This is a genomic window from Actinomadura madurae (assembly GCF_900115095.1).
Lineage (GTDB): Bacteria > Actinomycetota > Actinomycetes > Streptosporangiales > Streptosporangiaceae > Spirillospora > Spirillospora madurae.
This window is the reverse complement of record NZ_FOVH01000001.1, coordinates 670,328-684,778: the sequence shown is the minus strand read 5'-3', so window position 1 is coordinate 684,778 and position 14,451 is coordinate 670,328. Positions and strand designations below refer to the sequence as shown.

Annotated in this window: 18 protein-coding genes and 1 riboswitch; of the genes, 11 read left to right on the top strand and 7 right to left on the bottom strand. The window is 74.4% G+C overall.

What is annotated here, in order from left to right:
* Positions 1-202 precede the first annotated feature (202 nt).
* Positions 203-706: an SAV_6107 family HEPN domain-containing protein gene (locus BM339_RS03280; RefSeq protein ID WP_075019841.1), complete on the bottom strand. Its 504-nt coding sequence runs from the start codon at positions 704-706 to the stop codon at positions 203-205.
* A gap of 271 nt (positions 707-977) precedes the next feature.
* Positions 978-1,760 carry a L,D-transpeptidase family protein gene (locus BM339_RS03275; protein WP_021600333.1) on the bottom strand — a complete coding sequence of 261 codons (783 nt, stop codon included), beginning with the start codon at positions 1,758-1,760 and terminating at the stop codon, positions 978-980.
* A 23-nt stretch (positions 1,761-1,783) separates the two neighbouring features.
* Here BM339_RS03275 and BM339_RS03270 point away from each other — a divergent pair, with 23 nt between their 5' ends.
* The 5 genes from BM339_RS03270 to BM339_RS03250 are packed head-to-tail and all read left to right on the top strand — an operon-like array spanning position 1,784 to position 4,473.
* A complete protein-coding gene (locus tag BM339_RS03270; protein ID WP_021600332.1) occupies positions 1,784-2,248 on the top strand; it encodes a YbaK/EbsC family protein in 465 nt (154 codons plus the stop codon).
* Positions 2,248-2,598 carry an arsenate reductase family protein gene (locus BM339_RS03265; RefSeq protein WP_021600331.1) on the top strand — a complete coding sequence of 117 codons (351 nt, stop codon included), beginning with the start codon at positions 2,248-2,250 and terminating at the stop codon, positions 2,596-2,598. Before BM339_RS03270 ends, BM339_RS03265 begins: the two co-directional genes overlap by 1 nt.
* A gap of 56 nt (positions 2,599-2,654) precedes the next feature.
* Positions 2,655-3,518 (top strand): hypothetical protein, encoded by an 864-nt coding sequence (locus BM339_RS03260; RefSeq protein ID WP_075019840.1) that lies wholly within the window; start codon positions 2,655-2,657, stop codon positions 3,516-3,518.
* Between the two features lie 9 nt (positions 3,519-3,527).
* Positions 3,528-3,860: a hypothetical protein gene (locus BM339_RS03255; RefSeq protein WP_021599836.1), complete on the top strand. Its 333-nt coding sequence runs from the start codon at positions 3,528-3,530 to the stop codon at positions 3,858-3,860.
* Positions 3,861-3,870: 10 nt separating this feature from the next.
* On the top strand, positions 3,871-4,473 hold the full coding sequence (locus BM339_RS03250) for a GNAT family N-acetyltransferase (RefSeq protein ID WP_021599837.1): 603 nt from the start codon (positions 3,871-3,873) through the stop codon (positions 4,471-4,473).
* Here BM339_RS03250 and metF read toward each other — a convergent pair.
* Positions 4,410-5,342, bottom strand: coding sequence for a methylenetetrahydrofolate reductase [NAD(P)H] (gene metF, locus BM339_RS03245; RefSeq protein ID WP_021599838.1), 933 nt, complete (start codon positions 5,340-5,342; stop codon positions 4,410-4,412). The genes BM339_RS03250 and metF overlap by 64 nt on opposite strands.
* Before the next feature lie 148 nt (positions 5,343-5,490).
* Here metF and BM339_RS03240 point away from each other — a divergent pair, with 148 nt between their 5' ends.
* From BM339_RS03240 to BM339_RS03225, 4 genes are all read left to right on the top strand, one after another.
* Entirely contained in the window at positions 5,491-6,543 is a 1,053-nt protein-coding gene (locus BM339_RS03240) for a polyprenyl synthetase family protein (protein ID WP_021599839.1), read from the top strand.
* A 76-nt stretch (positions 6,544-6,619) separates the two neighbouring features.
* Positions 6,620-7,180, top strand: a complete 561-nt coding sequence (locus BM339_RS03235) for a carboxymuconolactone decarboxylase family protein (protein WP_021599840.1) — start codon at positions 6,620-6,622, stop codon at positions 7,178-7,180.
* Positions 7,180-9,321 carry a beta-glucosidase family protein gene (locus BM339_RS03230; protein WP_075019839.1) on the top strand — a complete coding sequence of 714 codons (2,142 nt, stop codon included), beginning with the start codon at positions 7,180-7,182 and terminating at the stop codon, positions 9,319-9,321. The genes BM339_RS03235 and BM339_RS03230 overlap by 1 nt, the downstream gene beginning before the upstream one ends.
* Positions 9,322-9,413: 92 nt before the next feature.
* Entirely contained in the window at positions 9,414-10,217 is an 804-nt protein-coding gene (locus BM339_RS03225; RefSeq protein ID WP_024936409.1) for a protein kinase domain-containing protein, read from the top strand.
* Between the two features lie 7 nt (positions 10,218-10,224).
* Here BM339_RS03225 and BM339_RS49565 read toward each other — a convergent pair whose 3' ends face one another.
* The 4 genes from BM339_RS49565 to BM339_RS03210 all read right to left on the bottom strand — a co-directional run bounded on the left by BM339_RS49565 (position 10,225) and on the right by BM339_RS03210 (position 12,929).
* Positions 10,225-10,383, bottom strand: coding sequence for a hypothetical protein (locus tag BM339_RS49565; protein ID WP_177287611.1), 159 nt, complete (start codon positions 10,381-10,383; stop codon positions 10,225-10,227).
* An 86-nt stretch (positions 10,384-10,469) separates the two neighbouring features.
* Complete coding sequence (gene thiE, locus BM339_RS03220; RefSeq protein WP_075019838.1) at positions 10,470-11,138, bottom strand: thiamine phosphate synthase; 669 nt, start codon at positions 11,136-11,138, stop codon at positions 10,470-10,472.
* A gap of 120 nt (positions 11,139-11,258) precedes the next feature.
* The gene (locus tag BM339_RS03215; RefSeq protein WP_033333815.1) at positions 11,259-11,633 is read right to left on the bottom strand and encodes an Rv2175c family DNA-binding protein; all 375 of its coding nucleotides are present in this window, start codon (positions 11,631-11,633) and stop codon (positions 11,259-11,261) included.
* 78 nt (positions 11,634-11,711) lie between these two features.
* Entirely contained in the window at positions 11,712-12,929 is a 1,218-nt protein-coding gene (locus BM339_RS03210; RefSeq protein WP_075019837.1) for an NAD(P)/FAD-dependent oxidoreductase, read from the bottom strand.
* 93 nt (positions 12,930-13,022) lie between these two features.
* Positions 13,023-13,135: riboswitch (TPP riboswitch) on the top strand.
* Here BM339_RS03210 and thiO point away from each other — a divergent pair.
* Both thiO and thiS read left to right on the top strand, forming a co-directional pair.
* Positions 13,125-14,252, top strand: a complete 1,128-nt coding sequence (thiO, locus tag BM339_RS03205) for a glycine oxidase ThiO (RefSeq protein WP_075019836.1) — start codon at positions 13,125-13,127, stop codon at positions 14,250-14,252. (Overlaps the previous riboswitch by 11 nt.)
* Positions 14,249-14,449, top strand: a complete 201-nt coding sequence (gene thiS, locus BM339_RS03200) for a sulfur carrier protein ThiS (RefSeq protein ID WP_021597177.1) — start codon at positions 14,249-14,251, stop codon at positions 14,447-14,449. The genes thiO and thiS overlap by 4 nt, the downstream gene beginning before the upstream one ends.
* Positions 14,450-14,451 lie beyond the last annotated feature (2 nt).

Here is a 14,451-nt window from a genome sequence, read left to right as displayed (position 1 = left end):
CGGCGGGACCGGCTCGGGGGGTTGCGGCCGCCGCCGGCGCGATCGTCACGGCGCCGGAGGCCGGGCGGCGGGCCGCGGTGAGGTGGCGGCGGCCGCCCCGGCCTCCGGCGGGGGCCCGGTCCGGGGAGGGGGACGGGCCTCCAGGGTGGCTCAGTCGGCAGGGTGGCTCAGTCGGCAGGGTGGGCTCAGTCGGCAGGGCGGCTCAGCCGGCTTCGGGGACCGGGAGGGTCGGCTGTCCGGTGACGCCGAGGGTGTCCTCGACCAGGGTGACGAAGACCTCCGCGTCGTGCAGGAGCTCCTCGGCCTCCCGCGCGGTCACGGCGCGCGGGAGGCCCGCCTCGGCGGCGGCGCGCTTGTCGGCGCCGGCGGCGAAGAAGGCCGCCCACTCGCGCAGGGCGGGCTCGGCCTCGGGCAGCAGCACCCACACGCTGCGCGGGCGGCCGCGGCGGTGGGTCTCCAGGGGCTCCTTGGACGCCAGCACCGCGGCGGCGGCGCGCAGCGCGGCCAGGTGGGCGCAGACGTAGCGGACGGCGGGCGAGGTGGCCTCGGCCGCCTCGGCGAGGCCCATGCGGGCGGCGTGCAGCTGGCCGGCGGCCGTGTGCGCCGGACGCGGCGCGGGCAGCGGGCGGTGGCGGGGGCGTGGGCTCGGTGCTGGGACGGACTGGGCGGCGGAGTGGATCCCGCGTGCGGTCATCGTTCCGGACATGTCTGCCTCCTTCCGGGCTCGGGCCGGCCGGGCGGAGAGCTTCCCCTCACTCCGCCCGGCCGTCCGTCCCGCCGAAACACCGCGACCGGCGGGGACGTCGCCCTGGTGCGGGCCGCGAGTCCCGCACCACCTCGAACATAAGTTCGAGGCATTCCCCAGTAAACAGGCCCGGCGACGATTCGTCAACGTGTTCGAACGCGTGTCCCGCACCGCAGGTCAGAGGGTATGCAGACGGTCGAACGGCGAGTCCGGGGGTCCGCCCGCGGGACGGCTAGCGAGGCCGCCTGACGTGCACGGGAACGTTGGTTCCGAGCAGGTCCGGGAAGTACTCGGCGATGTGCATCGGCAACCGCACGCAGCCGTGCGAGGCGGGGTACTTGGGGACGTCCAGGGCGCCGTGGAAGGCGATGCCGCCGTTGAAGTAGATGGGGTTGTAGAGGCGCCCCAGGGGCGACGTCTCCCAGCCGGAGGCACGGCGTCCCGTCCGGAAGTCGCCCGTGCCGGTCGAGGCGTAGCGGCAGCGCGGGACGGTGGCGCCGCGGTCCTTGGCGCAGTAGTACTCGCCCGAGCCGGACGAGATGTGCGAGATGAGCCGCGGCTTCCCGTCCTTGTAGAGGACGAGGTACTGGCGCTTCAGGTCGACGTCGACGCGGTTCTTCTCCCGCTTCTTGGCCATCGGACGCGGCTCCTTGGGCGCGTCGAGGGCCTCCCAGAAGGACTTGCCGAGGGTGGTCTTCTGCTTGAGGCGGTTGACGGCCTGGAACGCCCAGACGGCCGTCTGCGTGGACGGCCCGTACTTCCCGTCCGCCTTGCCCGGGTCGTAGCCGAGCTCCTTCAGCCGCCGCTGGAGCGCCTTGACGTCGGAGCCCTTGGCGCCCGCCTTGAGCTTGCGGTGGGTGGGGGTGGGCGCCGGCGCGGGCGACGTCGCCGTCGCCGACGGTGAGGCCTTCGGCGGGGCGGGCGACGCCGCGTCCGTGTCGTTGCAGCCCGTCAGCCCGACGGCCGCGATCAGCAGAACCGCGCTCTTCCGCACGTCGATCGGTCTCCCTCGCATGCGCTGACCTTAAAGTGCTACCCATGCATCCGAATGCCGAAATCGTCGCGAAGGCCCTGCGCGACCAGGGCGCGACCGGAGCCATCGTAGAGCTTCCCGACTCCGCGCGGACGGCGCAGGCGGCGGCGGACCAGCTCGGCTGCGAGGTCGGCGCGATCGCCAACAGCCTGCTCTTCGACGCCGACGGGTCGCCGCTGCTGGTGATGACCAGCGGCGCGCACCGCGTCGACACGGCCAAGGTGGCGGGCCTGGTGGGCGCGGCGAAGGTGCGGCGGGCGACGCCGGAGTTCGTCCGGGAGGCGACCGGCCAGCCCATCGGGGGCGTCGCGCCGATCGGCCACCCGGCGCCGATCCGCACGCTCGTGGACGTGTGGCTGGACAAGTACGACGTGGTCTGGGCCGCGGGCGGGCACCCGCACACCGTCTTCCCGACGTCGTACGAGGAACTGCTGAGGATCACCGGGGGCACCCCGGCGGAGGTGGAGTGATGGAGATCTGGCACAACCCGCGCTGTTCCAAGAGCCGTGCCGCGAAGGCGGCGCTGGACGAGGCGGGCGTGGAGTACACCGAGCGCCGCTACCTGGACGAGCCGCCCACGGCGGAGGAGCTGGACGCGGTCCTCACCCGGATCGGCGCCGAGCCGTGGGAGGTGGCGCGGCTGAACGAGCCGGTCGCCAAGGAGCTCGGGCTGAAGGACCTCGAGCACGACCGGGCCCGGTGGATCGAGATCATGGTGGCGAACCCGGTGCTGATCCAGCGGCCGATCGTGCTGACCGGCGGCACCGCCGTCGTGGCGCGCGACGACGCCTCGGTGCGCAAGGCCCTCGACAGCCGGTGACGCCGGTGTGATTCTGGGGAGTCGGGGAACGACGATCGGTGACCTCCGGAGGGGCGATGACGGCGCAGATGCGCACCGGCCCGGCGGCGCGCGACCCGGGCTTTCGCGGGATCGACCCGCCGGCGCTCGATCAGGTCATCAGGCAGATGCAGGACGCGCAGAACGCGATCCAGGGCTGGCTGAACGGCCACCGCCCGCCGCCGGGCGTCTCCGCGGCCGGGTACAAGCAGGCCGACGAGGTGGCGCGGTGGGCCGCCGAGCAGCTCGGGATGCTGGCGCGCCGCTACAACTACGCGGTCACCAACCCGTCTCCGGGCGGCGGGGTCGACGCCCCGCCGCCGCCGCGCCCCGCGCCGTCGCCCGGGAGCCCGGGGCGCGCTCCGGTCGGGACGCCCCGGCCGGTGACGCCGCCGCCGCGCCGGACCGCGCCCGAGCCGACGCCGAGCGGCGCCGGGGGGATCGGCAACTTTCCCACCCGGCAGGCCGCCGCCAGGGCCGCCAAGACCGACGCGCTGGCCGTCGTGGCGTCGGTCCAGGACGGCAGGCCCGTGTCCGACACCGTGTGGAAGCACCTGAAGGCCAACGCCGACGATCCCGACTACACCGAGAAGCTGTACGAGAGGCTGGGCCCGGCGGCCACGGCCGCGCTGCTGAAGGACGCGCAGGGGCACGAGGCCCGGCTGCGGGTCGTCCAGGAGTCGCTCGGCACGTCCAGCCACCATCTGACGATGGACGTGAAGTGGCTGCGCGCCTTCCTGGCCGAGGCCGACCGCGTCGGCGTCCGTCCCGTCGCCGTCCAGGTGCTCCTCGGGGCGGACATGAGCGCGCGGACGCGCGAGGCCGTCGCGAAGCTCGATCTGCGGCCCCCCGAAGCCACGAACTCCCCAGCCATGAACTCCCCAGCCATGAACGTCGCCTGAGAGGTCGCCATGGCCGCTCCGCCGCCTCCCGGCAGCCTGCCCCCTCCGCTCACCGGCACCGCCGCGGCGGAGCTGTCCCCCACGGAACGTCCCAATCCGGAGTACCAGCAGCTCTACCAGGCGTACGCGGACGCCTACGGCAGCATCGACCGCCTCCGCCGGGCCCTGGACGCCCCGGTGAAGACGCTGCGCGGGACGGACGCGTGGCTCGGGCCGGAGGCGCGGGAGTGGGGCGGGCACCTCGACGCCAACCGGGGGGCGCTGCGGAAGGCCGCCGACCGCATCCTCTGGGACATCTACGATCGGCTCTCCGCCACCCAGCGGACCATCGCGCGGGTCTAGTCTCTGTCGGGTGAGGGACCCGAAGCTGCGCGAGATCGACGAACGCGCCTTCCTACGCAGGCTCGGCCCCATGCTGGACGTGTACGCGGCCGCGATGGACCCGCCGAACGAGCAGCTCCCGGGCCGGCACACCATCATGGAACGGCACGCCTCGTATCCGGGGTTCCGCGCGCTGGTCGTCGAGCGCCGCGGGGCGCTGCCGGTGGTGCCGGGTCCCGTCCTGGGGTTCGCCTACGGGTTCCACGGGACACGCGGCCAGTGGTGGCACGACGTCGTCCACCAGGCGCTGTCCGACCTTGAGGGGCCCGAGCACGCCGAGGCGTGGCTGGAGGACACGTTCGAGGTCGCCGAGCTGCACGTGCACCCGCGGGCGCAGGGCAGGGGCCTCGGCCGGGGCCTGCTGACCGCGCTGTGCGAGGGCAGGCCGGAGCGGACGGTCGTGCTGTCGACGCTCGACAGGAGCCCGGACACCCCGGCCCGCACCCTGTACCGCTCGGTCGGCATGGTCGACCTGCTGACCGGCTTCGAGTTCCCGGGCGGAGGGCCCCGCTACGCGGTCATGGGCGGGACCCTGCCGCTGGCGCCGTACCCGGCCCCGTCCAGCAGCGAGTAGACCTCGCGCGTCGCCGTCGACTTGTTGAAGGTGATGAAGTGGATGCCGGGCGCGTCCTGGCCGAGCAGTTCCCCGCACAGCTCGGCGGCGTGCTCGATGCCGAGCCTGCGGACCGCCTCCGGGTCGTCGGCCACCGCGTCGAACCGGGCCTTGACCTCGGGCGGGAACGGCGCGCCCGACAGCTGCTCGGACCGTTCGATCGTGCTGATCTGCGTGACCGGCATGATGCCCGGCAGGATCGGCACGTCGCAGCCGGCGGCGTCGACGCGGTCGCGGAGCCGGAAGTAGTCCTCGGCCCGGAAGAACATCTGGGTGATCGCGTAGTCGGCGCCGGCCCGGCACTTCTCGATGAAGTGGCGGGTGTCGCTCTCGATGTCGGGCGAGCGCGGGTGCTTGTAGGGGAAGGCGGCCACGCCGACGCAGAAGTCGCCGTAGGCGCGGATCATCCGGACCAGGTCGGCGGCGTACTCGACGCCGTCGGGGTGCTTGACCCACTCCCCCATCGGGTCGCCGGGCGGGTCGCCGCGCACGGCGAGGATGTTGCGCACGCCCGCGGCGGCGAACCGCCCGATCAGGTTGCGCAGCTCGGCCTGCGAGTGGTCGACGGCGGTGAAGTGCGCGACGGGGGTGAGGGTGGTGTCGGTCGCGATCCGCTCGACGATGTCGACGGTCTTGTCCCTGGTGCCGCCGCCCGCGCCGTAGGTCACCGACACGAAGGTCGGGTGCAGGGGCTCCAGCTCGCGGATCGTCCGCCACAGGTTCCGGGCGCCCTTGTCGGTCTTGGGCGGGAAGAACTCGAACGAGAACGAGCGGCGGCCGGTGGCCAGCAGCTCTCGGACGGTGGGGGGCCGGTCGAGGCGTGCGCGCATCCCCCAAGCCTACAGAAGGGCCCGGAACCGCCGATCCGCGTGACGCTCGCCACAGGACACGGGCGTTATGTACCTATTTCCGAAGATCGAGTGACTTCTCACGTTTTCGCGGTGAGGTGAAAACCGCCCAGGTGGATACGATCGCCGCATGTCGACCAGCCGTATCCGCAAGGAGGTCGACGAGGCGCTGCTGGGCTTCGTCGACCGGCAGCGCCCCGCCCTGCTCACCATCAGCGACGACCTCGCGCCCATGCTGTCCGCCCTGGACGCGCTGCTGGGCGGCGGGAAGCGGCTGCGTCCCGCGTTCTGCTACTGGGGGTGGCGCGCCGCGGACGGCGAGGACGTCCCCGGCATCGTGGCCGCTGCCGCGTCCCTGGAGCTGCTCCAGGCGAGCGCGCTGATCCACGACGACGTGATGGACTCCAGCGACACCCGGCGCGGCCAGCCGTCCGCCCACCGCAGGTTCGAGGCCATGCACGCCGCGCAGGACTGGCCGGGCGACGCGGAGGCGTTCGGCGGCGGCGCCGCGATCCTGCTCGGCGACCTGTGCCTGGCCTGGTCGAGCGAGATGTTCGAGACGTGCGGGCTGGACGGCGAGAGCCGCCGCCGCGGCCGGGCCGTCTACGACCTGATGCGCACCGAGGTGATGTGCGGCCAGTACCTCGACATGCTGGAGGGCACCCGCCGGGAGGCCAACGTCGCCACGGCGCTGCGCGTGGTGGAGTACAAGAGCGCCAAGTACACGATCGAGCGCCCGCTGCACCTCGGAGCGGCGCTGGCCGGCGCCCGCCCCGGCGTGACGGCCGCGCTCACCGGCTACGGGCTGCCCCTCGGCATCGCGTTCCAGCTCCGCGACGACGTGCTCGGCGTGTTCGGCGACCCGGCCGAGACCGGGAAGCCCGCCGGCGACGACCTGCGCGAGGGCAAGCGGACCGTGCTGGTGGCCCTCACCCTGGAGCGCGCGTCCGCGGCCCAGGCCGCGGCCCTGAGGGCCCGGCTCGGCGATCCGGCCCTGGACCGGCCGGGCGTGGACGGGCTGCGCGCGATCATCGAGGAGACCGGCGGCCTCGCCGCCTGCGAGGCCATGATCGAGCGGTACCTGCGGGAGGCGGAGGAGGCGCTGCGGGCGGCCCCGATCACCGCCGAGGCGCGGCAGGCCCTCGCTGACCTCGCCGTCGCCGCCACCACCCGCATCACCTGAGCCCCGTTGGCACGATCCGGCCACCTTTCCCCGGCGGTCTAGAACTTTCCCACTGATTGGTGGCAGAAATGTCGCCATGTGCGCCGACAGCCCCGCGGACCGCGTGCCGCGCGTCGACCCGCTCCCCGAGGAGGAGTGGGACGACGTGCTCAAGGCCGTGGTCGCGACGACCGGGCCCCTGAACCTCTTCACCACGCTGGCCCGCCACCCGGGCCTGTTCCACTCCTGGATCGGGTTCGGCTCGCTGCTGCTGATGCGGGGGACGCTGCCCGGCCGGGACCGCGAGCTGGCGATCCTGCGGACGGCGCACCACCGGTCCTGCGGCTACGAGTGGGAGCACCACCGCGGGCTCGGGCTCGCCGCGGGGCTGACCGAGGCCGAGATCGCCGCCGTCCGGCTCGGCCCGGACGGGCACGGCTGGGGCCGCGGCGACCGGATGGTGCTGACCGCCGCGGACGAGCTGCACGAGCACGGGACGATCGGCGACGCGACGTGGGCGGAGCTGTCCGCCCGGTTCGGGGAGCGCGAGCTGATCGAGCTGGTGATGCTGATCGGCCACTACCACATGGTCGCGTTCACGCTGAACGCCCTCCGCGTCCAGCCCGAGGAGGGCACCGGCCCCGGAGAGGGGCGCTGATGCGGACGGGACGGTGGCTGCCGGCCGCGGCGGCGCTCGCGTCCGCGCTGGCCCTGGCGGCGGTGCCGGTGCCCGGTGAGGCGCGGGCGGCGCTCGGGCGCTGCGGCGACCCCGCCCAGCGGCCGTGGTGCGACACCGCGCTGACGCCGGAGCGGCGGACCGCGCTGCTCATGCCGGAGCTGACCGGCGACGAGAAGATCGCGCTGCTCGCGTCGGACGACCCCTTCGGCGGCCCGCTCGGCGGGTTCTTCGAGACGGCGCACGCGGACACCGCCGAGGGCATCGAGCGGCTCGGGATCCCGCCGGTGTACATGGCCGACGGCCCGGCCGGCGTGCGGCAGGGCAAGGCCACGGCGCTGCCCGCGCCGATCGCGCTCGCGGCGGGCTTCGACCGCGAGGCCGCCGGCCTGTACGGCGGGACGGTCGCGTGGGAGGCCCGGCACCGGGGCAACGACCTCGTCTTCGGGCCGACCGTCGACGTCCTGCGCACGCCCCGCAACGGCCGGACGTTCGAGGGCTTCGGCGAGGACCCCCACCTGTCGGCGACGCTGGGCGTGCCCTGGATCAAGGCCGCGCAGGACCGGGGCGTGATGACGTCGGTCAAGCACATGGCCGTCTACACGCAGGAGACCGACCGGTTGTCGCTCAGCATGAACGTCGACCCGCGGACGCTGCGGGAGATCTACCTGCCGCCGTTCGAGGCCGCCGTGAAGGACGGCGGCGCGGCGACCGTGATGTGCGGGTTCGGGAGGCTGAACGGCCGGTGGGCCTGCCAGGACGGCACCGTCCTGAACGGGATCCTGCGGTCGGAGTGGGGCTTCGAGGGCTTCGTGCCGTCCGACCACACCGCCGCGCAGGACACGGCCGACGCCGCCAACGGCGGTCTCGACATGGAACTGCCGATCGGCATGAAGTACAACGCGTTCCTGCTGAAGACGGCCGTCGCGCAGAAGAAGGTCACGCAGGCCGCCATCGACGGGCACGTCCGGAACATCCTGCGGACCATGTTCAGGTTCGGGCTGTTCGACCGCCAGGCGTACCCCAACGACCTCACTCGCATCGACCGGACGGAGAGCCGGACCGCCGCCCGGCGGATCGCGGAGGGCGGCATCACGCTGCTGAAGAACGACGGCGTGCTCCCGCTGAGGGCGCCGCGCTCGATCGCGCTGATCGGGCGGGCCGCGCGGGAGAGCCCGAGCGGGTTCGGCTCGGCGAAGGTCGTCCCGTTCACGGCCGTCAGCGCGCAGGACGGCATCACGCGCCGCGCGGGGGCCGGCGTGACGGTGACCTACACCGGCGGCGACGATCGCGCGGCGGCCGCCGCCGCGGCGCGCGGCGCCGACGTCGCCCTCGTGTTCGCCACCGACAGCCAGGGCGAGTTCTTCGACAAGTCCTGCCTGACGCTGGAGTGCGGCGAACCGCTCCGGGGCGACCAGGACGGGCTGATCTCCGAGGTCGCCGAGGCCAACCCGAACACGATCGTCGTCCTGAACACGGGCGGGCCCGTGCTGACGCCCTGGGCCGGACAGGTGAAGGGCGTCATCGAGGCCTGGTATCCGGGGCAGGAGGCGGGGAACGCCCTGGCGCGGGTCCTGTACGGGGACGTGGACCCGGGCGGACGGCTTCCCGTGACGTTCCCGGTCGAGGAGAACGACGCCCCGGCCGCCGCGAACCCCGCGCAATACCCCGGTGTCGGCAAGACCACGACGTTCTCCGAGGGCGTGTTCGTCGGCTACCGGCACTACGACGCCAAGGGAATCGCGCCGCGGTTCCCGTTCGGGCACGGCCTCTCCTACACCACGTTCGCCTACAGCGGGCTCACCGCGAGCACCAAGGCCGTGCAGGTGACGGTCATCAACACGGGTCAGCGGACCGGCGTCGCGGTCCCGCAGCTGTACATCGGCATGCCGTCGCCTGGCGTGGACGTCCCGCAGCCGCCCAAGCAGCTCAAGGGCTATGCCAAGGTCACGCTCGCGCCCGGCGAGAGCACGAAGGTGACGTTCCCTCTGTCTCCACGCTCGTTCGCCTACTGGAACGAGGGCGCGAAGGCATGGAAGGTCGCCGGCGGCTGCTACAAGATCATGGTCGGCTCGTCCTCCCGGCGGATCGAGCGCACGGGGACGCTCGGCGCCTGCGGCTGACGAGGAAGATCGAGGTTCCGCTGCCGTACCCGCCGGTTACGCGGTACAAATGAGGAAATCTTCGTCCGTCCCCGCCGAGTCGGAGTCCCCCAGTGCCGCACGACACCTCCCGCGGGAGGACGACCGTCCATCCCGCACGCGCCGCCGCCCGGCCCGGGCGCCCGGCCCAGCCCCACGGCGGCCGCGCCGGGCGTCCCGGCAAGCCGCGCCCCTCGCAGGCCCGCTCCGGGCAGGGGCGCGCCGGGCCGCCGCGCCCCGCGCAGAGCAGCCGGTACCTCACCGGCGGCGAGGCCGACGGCCCGCGGCTGCAGGAGGTGGTCGACGCCCGCGGCCCGCTCTCCGGGCCGCGGCTGCGCAAGGTCGCCGCGCGCACCGCCGCGGCGCTCGCGGCGATGCACCGCGCGGGGGTCGTGCACCACGACTTCAAGCCCGCCAACGTCCTGCTCGGCCCGGACGGCGCCAAGGTCGTCGACCTCGGCGCCGGGCGCCTCGCCGACGCCGCCGGGACGCCCGCCTACATGGCGCCCGAGCAGATCGAGGACGAGCCCGCCGGGCCGCCCGCCGACGTCTTCGCGTGGGGCGCGACGATGGTGTTCGCCGCGACGGGCCGGCCGCCGTTCGGCACCGGGCCGAGCACGGCCGTGATGCGGCGCGTCACGTCCCGCCGGCCCGACCTCGGCGAGATGCACGGCCCGCTGCGCGACCTCGCCGTCCGCTGCCTGGACAAGAACCCGGCCGCGCGGCCGACCGCGCCGCAGGTCGTCCGGGCGCTGCGGGAGGGCCAGGGCCCGGCGCCGAAGCCGCGCCCCACGAAGATCCCGCGCTACCGGTGGCGGATGATGGTCGCGCTCGGCGCGGTCATCGCCGCCGGGTTCGCGCTCGGCATGCTGTTCTGAGCGGCCCTCACCAGTGCGGCGGCCGGTCCTCCAGCAGGCGGGAGTCGTCGTCGCCGGCGCGCCACTCGCCCCATCCGGTGTCGGTGTCGTCGGACGTCTGGTCCGGCAGGATCTCCAGGTCGTCGTCCAGGTCGACCGGGCGGTCGTCGTCGGGTCCCACGTTCATGATCCCCATTGTCGGCGATCGGACCGGGCTGCCGCACCGTGATCCAGGTCAAACCCTGACCGCCCCCCGGGCGGCCGCCGGCGGGCTCAGCGGGCCAGCCGGCGGGCGAACTCCGCCGCGGCGGCGCCCGGGTCGCCGGCCTCGGTGATCGCCCGGACGACCACGACGCGGCTCGCGCCCGCGGCCAGGACCTCGTCCAGGTTGCCGAGGTCGATCCCGCCGATCGCGAACCAGGGCCGCGCGACCCGCTGCCCGGCGACGTACTCCACCAGCTTCGGGCCGGGGGCGGGGCGGCCGGGCTTGGTCGGGGTGGGCCACACCGGGCCCGCGCAGAAGTAGTCCGCGCCCGGCTCGGCGGCCGCCGCGGACGCCTGCTCGGGCGAGTGCGTCGACCGGCCGATCAGCATGTCGCCGCCGATGATCTCGCGGGCGGCGGGGACCGGCAGGTCGTCCTGGCCGAGGTGCAGCACGTCCGCGCGGACGGCGTGCGCCACGTCGGCGCGGTCGTTGACCGCCAGCAGCGCCCCGTGCCGGTCGCAGGCCGCGCGGAAGATCTCCAGGTAGGCCATCTCCTGCCGGGCCTCCAGGCCCTTCTGCCGGAGCTGGACGATGTCGACGCCGGCGCCGAGCACGGCGTCCAGGAAGCCGGGCAGGTCGCCGTGCCGCTCCCGCGCGTCCGTGCAGAGGTAGAGGCGGGCTCGGCTGAGCCGCTCGCGCAGCTCGACGGCGCGCGCGGAGGGCAGATGCCTGGACACGGCGGCGGACGTCCTTTCTCGCATGCGGTCGCGGGGCCGCGCGGCGGCACGGTGCCGGCGCGCGCGACCCCGCGATGGTGTCACGTGCGTTGCCGCCGGGCGGACCCGGCCCGCGGCCGCCTAGAAGGCGAGCGCCTGGGCGCGGCGGCGGACCTCGGTACCCCGGTTCTCCGTCAACGCCTCGACGGGAGTCCCCGGCAGGGTGTCGTCGGCGGTGAACAGCCACCGGATCGTCTCGACGTCGTCGAAGCCGGCGTCCGACAGCAGCGTCAGGGTGCCGGGAAGTCCCTTGACGACCTGGCCGTCCTTGACGAAGGCGGCGGGCACCATCGGCTCGCCGCCGCGGCGCACGGCCAGCAGGCGGTGCTCGCTGATGAGCTGCTTGATCCGGTTGGGCTTGATCCCGAGACGGTCAGCGGTCTCCTTCAGAGAGAGCCATTCGCCGGCGAGGGCGTCGGTCCGGGGGTCGAGTGCGCTGTCAACGGTTGCGTGCATCTGCGTCACGCCCCCTTGCTACCACGCCTTCGGAAGCCTCAAACCCCCTGCACAACCGTTAAGTGCCCTCGCCGATCGCTATCCGCGAACGGCCTGCTTGACGGGCACGTCCGGGTCGGCGATCGCCTCCGGATCCACCGGCGTCCCGGCGGCGATCACGCGCCTCGCCTGCACCAGGTCGCGGGGCCTGCCGACGGTGAGGATCGCGTCGAGGCGGTCGCCGGTCAGCCACGCCACGGCCCATTTCGGTCCGGCCGGGTCGCCGCGGTGGACGAGCCGCTCGGACACGGCGTGGCTGCCCGCGTACTGGACCATCCGGCCGAACTGCTCCGACCAGAAGTACGGGGCGGCGTCGTAGACGGCGTCCTGGCCGAGGAGGGCCGCGGCGGCCACGTCGGGGGCGTTGAGGGCGGTGTCCCAGTGCTCGACGAGGAGCCGCCGCCCGTACCGCCGCGACCACCAGGCCGCGCAGTCGCCGGCGGCCACGACGTCCGGGCGCGGGGAGCCGGGGTCCTCCTCGCCCGTGCAGGCGCGGAACGAGCCGTCGGTGACCACGCCGCGCTCCAGCAGCAGGCCGGAGCCCTCCAGCCAGTCCAGGACGGGCCGGACGCCGACGCCGACGACCACCTCGTCCGCGTCGATCCGGCCGCCGCCGGCGAGGGCGAGCCCGCCCTCCCGGACCTCCGCGACCTTGACGCCGGTGCGCAGCTCGACGCCGGCCTCGGCGTACCAGGGGGCGGTCAGCGCGCCGACCTCGGGCCCGATGGCGTTGGCGAGCGGGGTGTCGGCCGCTTCGACGACCGTGACCCAGCAGCCCTTCTTCGCCGCGGTCGTGGCGACCTCCGCCCCGATCCAGCCCGCCCCGACGATCACGATCCGGGCGCCGGGGACGAGCCGGGCCCGCAGGTCGCGGGCGTCCTCGATGGTGCGCAGGACGTGCTGGCGGCCGTCGCCCGGCAGCGTGATCGGGGCCGCCCCGGTCGCGATCACCAGGCCGTCGAAGGGCAGGTCGCCCGCCGTGGACGCGACGACGCCGCCGCGTCCGGGCGCGTCCAGCCGCAGGCCGGTGGCGCTCTCGCCGAGCAGCAGCTCGCAGCGCAGCGCGTCCCAGTCGGCGTCGACCGTCGTGTCGTCGGAGTCGCCCGCGAGGACGGCCTTCGACAGCGGCGGCCGGTCGTAGGGACGGTGCCGCTCCGCCGAGACGAGCGTGAGCGCGCCCTCGTACCCCCTGCTCCTCATGGCCTCCACGGCGCGCACGCCGGCAAGCCCGCCACCCACGACGATGACCCTCTGCATGAAGGCAACCCTAACCGGCGCCGGATTCCGGGTGGACACCTGTCCAGGCGAAGGCGCACGGCGACAAGGTCGTAAGGTAGGAGGCGGACAAAGAGCACAGAGCGCGGGAGTCCGGTACGACCGGGCTGAGAGGGCGGCTGAACGGGCCGCCGACCGCCAGACCTGATCCGGATCATGCCGGCGAAGGGAGCGCGCATGCAGATCGTCATCATCGGCGCCGGGGTCATCGGTCTCGCCACGGCCTGGCGGGCCGCCGCCGGCGGCGCCGCCGTCACCCTGGTCGACCCCGAGCCCGCCGGAGGCGCCTCGTCCGTGGCCGCCGGCATGCTCACCCCGGTCAGCGAGCTGACCTACGGCGAGGAGCCGCTACTGCGCCTCGGCCTCGCGTCCCGCGACCGGTACGGCGCGTTCGTCGCCGAGCTGGAGGAGCAGACGGGCCTGGAGACCGGCTACCGCACCGACGGGATCATCGAGGTCGCGTTCGGCCCCGACGACCTGGCCTACCTCGACGACCTGCGGCGCTTCCAGGAGAGCCTCGGGATCCCCGTCGAGACCCTGTCCGGCCGGGAGTGCCGGCGGGCCGAGCCGATGCTCGCGCCCGGCGTGCGCGGCGGGCTGCTCGCCCCCGAAGACGGCTCGATCGACCCGCGCCGCCTCACCCCGGCGCTGCTGGCCGCGGGCGAGCGACTGGGCGTCCGGCTCGTCCGCCGGCGGGCGACCGGGGTCGTGACCGAGCGCGACGCGGCGACCGGGGTGCGGCTGGACGACGGAACGGTCCTCCGCGCGGACCGGGTGCTGCTGGCCGCCGGCCCGTGGTCGGACGGCCTCGACGGCCTGCCCCCCGGGACCGTTCCACCCGTCCGCCCGGTGAAGGGGCAGGTGATCCGGCTCCGCGGCCGCACGCCCTTCCTCCGCCGGTCCACCCGCGGGCTCGTGAAGGGCTCGTCGGTGTACCTCGTCCCGCGCGCCGACGGCGAGGTCGTCCTCGGCGCGACGCAGGAGGAGCTGGGCTTCGACACCCGCGTCACCGCCGGCGGGCTCTGGGAGCTGTTGCGGGACGCCCGCGAGCTGCTGCCCGGCGTCACCGAGCTGGAGTTCGCCGAGGTCTCGGCCGGGCTGCGCCCCGGCTCCCCCGACAACGCGCCCGTGATGGGCCCGACCGCGCTGCCCGGCCTCTTCGTGGGGACGGGGCACTTCCGCAACGGCGTCCTGCTCACCCCGGTGAGCGCCGACATCCTGTCCGCGATGCTGCTGGACCGGCCCGTCCCCGAGCTCGCCGGGCCGTTCGCCCCCGACCGCTTCTCCCCCGAGGTGACCGCATGAAGGTGATCGTCAACGGTGAGCCGCGCGAGCTGCCCGACGGCGCGAGCGTGGCCGAGGTCGTCGCGACCGTCACCGCCGCCGCGTCCGGCGTGGCGGCGGCGCTGAACGACGAGGTCGTCCGGCGGGCGGAATGGGAGGCGACCGCGCTGCGCGAATCCGACCGCCTCGAAGTACTGACCGCCGTGCAGGGAGGCTGACC